A 2,461-nucleotide genomic window follows, 5' to 3' on the forward strand; every position below is an offset into this window, starting at 1 on the left:
CAGCGAGACACCCACATCCAGCGCAGACACGCCAGGATCCTGCGCGAGACGCTCCACCAGCCGCGCCGCCTGCGCACGCAACGCCGCCCCACCGCGACCGGAGAGCACCCACGGCACCGAGCCGCCCGGCGCGGGACGCTCCGCGGCGCTCTTCGGCGCGGACTCCTCGTCCGGTGCCTGTTCGAGGATGACGTGCGCGTTCGTCCCACTGACACCGAAAGACGACACGGCGGCCCGGCGCGGGCGGCCGGTCTCCGGCCAGGGCCGGTTCTCGGTCAGCAGCTCCACCGCACCCGCCGACCAGTCCACGTGCGGCGTCGGCTCGTCCACGTGCAGGGTCCTGGGCATGACTCCCTGCCGCAGCGCCATGACCGTCTTGATCACGCCGCTGACTCCGGCCGCGTACTGGGTGTGGCCGATGTTCGACTTCACCGAGCCGAGGTACAGCGGCTGTTCGGCCGGGCGGTCCTGGCCGTACGTCGCCAGCAGCGCCCGGGCCTCGATCGGGTCACCGAGCTTCGTACCGGTACCGTGCGCCTCGACCAGATCGACGTCGGCGGTGGCCAGGCCGGCGCCGTCGAGGGTGCGCAGGATGAGCCGGCGCTGCGCGGGACCGCTGGGCGCGGTCAGGCCGTTGCTGGCCCCGTCCTGGTTGATCCCGCTCTCCCGCAGTACGGCGAGCACCGGGCGCCCGGCGCGCTGGGCGTCGGAGAGCCGCTCCAGGACGAGGACGCCGACGCCCTCGCCCCAGCCGGTGCCGTCCGCGGAGGCCGCGAACGCCTTGCACCGGCCGTCGGAGGCCAGACCGCCCTGGCGGGAGAACTCCGGAAAGGCACCCGGGGTCGCCAGCACCGACACACCACCGGCCAGGGCCAGCGAGATCTCGTCCTTGCGCAGCGCCTGCACCGCCAGGTGCACGGAGACCAGCGAGGACGAACAGGCGGTGTCCACCGTCACCGCGGGCCCTTCCAGGCCCAGCAGATACGCCACCCGGCCCGAGAGCACGCTGCTGGAGGTGCCGGTGAGCATGTATCCGTCCAGGGCCTGTGGCGACGCGGCCAGCAGGCCGGCGAAGTCCCCGCCCGTACCGCCGAAGAACACCCCGGTGGCGCTGCCGCGCAGGGACCGCGGGTCGACCCGGGACCGCTCCAGCGCCTCCCACGAGGTCTCCAGCAGCAGCCGCTGCTGCGGGTCGGTCGCGATCGCCTCACGCGGCGAGATCCCGAAGAAGTCCCCGTCGAAGTCGCCGGCGCCCTCCAGGAAGCCGCCCTCCAGCGTGGTGGAGGCGCCGGACTCCTGGGCGTCGGAGCGGTACAGCCGGTCCACGTCCCAGCCGCGGTCGGAGGGGAAGCCGGAGATCGCGTCGACCCCCTCCGAGACCATGTGCCACAGGTCCTCCGGCGTCCGCACACCGCCCGGGAACCGGCAGGCCATGCCGACGACAGCGATCGGCTCGCGCGCCTTGTCCTCGACCTCACGCAGTCGGCGCTGGAGGCCGCGCGCTTCCGCGACGGCCCGCTTGAGGTAGTCGCGGAACTTCTCCTCGTCGGACATTCGGTAGCAGCTCCTTGGTGATGTTCCCGGACGATCGGCGCCGGTCAGAGACCGAAGCCCTGGTCGATCGCGTCGAAGAGGTCGTCGGTGGTGGCTGTGTCCAGGTCGTCGAGCCCGTCCCCGGCGGCCGGTTCGCTCTCCGGCGTGCTCCACTTGGCCATCAGCCCGCGCAGCCGCCGCAGGACCCGCTCGTGGTCGCCGTCGGCCGCGGCGATCTCCGCCAGCGCGGTCTCCAGCGCGTCCACCTCCATCAGCGCGCCCTCGACGCCGGACAGCCCGGCCGGAGCCAGCTCCGTCAGGAGCTGCCCGGCGAGCGCCGCCGGTGTCGGATGCTCGAAGACGAGCGTGGCCGGAAGCCGCAGGCCGGTGGCTGCCCCTAGCCGGTTGCGGAATTCCACGGCGGTCAGCGAGTCGAAGCCCAGATCCTTGAAGGACTGCTCCGCCGTGACGGTGTCCGCCGACGCATGGCCCAGCACGGTGGCCGCGTTCGACCGGACCAGGTCCAGCAGCCTGCGCCGCTGCTCCGCGGCGGGCAGCCCGGCCAGCCGGGTCCGCAGCTCGGAGCCCTCGCCGCCGGACCGTACGACCCGCCGGCCGGTGCCCTGCGCCAGCCCCCGGAACAGGTGCGGCACGCTGTCCGCCCCGCCGCGCAGGGCCGACGCGGTCAGCCGGGTGATCACCTGAAGCGGTACGTCCGCCCCGACGGCCAGATCGAACAGAGCCAGCCCTTCCTCGTCGTCCAGCGCTCGCATGCCCGCCCGCTCCATGCGCTGGACGTCGTCGTCGTCGAGGTGGCCGGTCATGCCGCTGCGGCTGGCCCAGAAGCCCCAGGCGAGGGAGGTGGCGGGGTGGCCGTGGGCGTGGCGGTGGTGGGCGAGGGCGTCGAGGTAGGTGTTGGCGGCGGCGT

The 2,461-nt window shown here is 73.6% G+C and carries 2 protein-coding genes; both read right to left on the bottom strand.

The features are described 5' to 3' along the window. Positions 1-1,554: beta-ketoacyl synthase N-terminal-like domain-containing protein (locus tag CLM62_RS33765; protein WP_179382342.1), on the bottom strand; the 1,554-nt coding region annotated here is incomplete at its 3' end. Between the two features lie 44 nt (positions 1,555-1,598). After that, a partial coding sequence (locus tag CLM62_RS33770) for a beta-ketoacyl reductase (protein ID WP_143659197.1) occupies positions 1,599-2,461 on the bottom strand: 863 nt, incomplete at its 5' end.

This window comes from Streptomyces sp. SA15 (assembly GCF_002291145.1).
Taxonomy (GTDB): domain Bacteria; phylum Actinomycetota; class Actinomycetes; order Streptomycetales; family Streptomycetaceae; genus Streptomyces.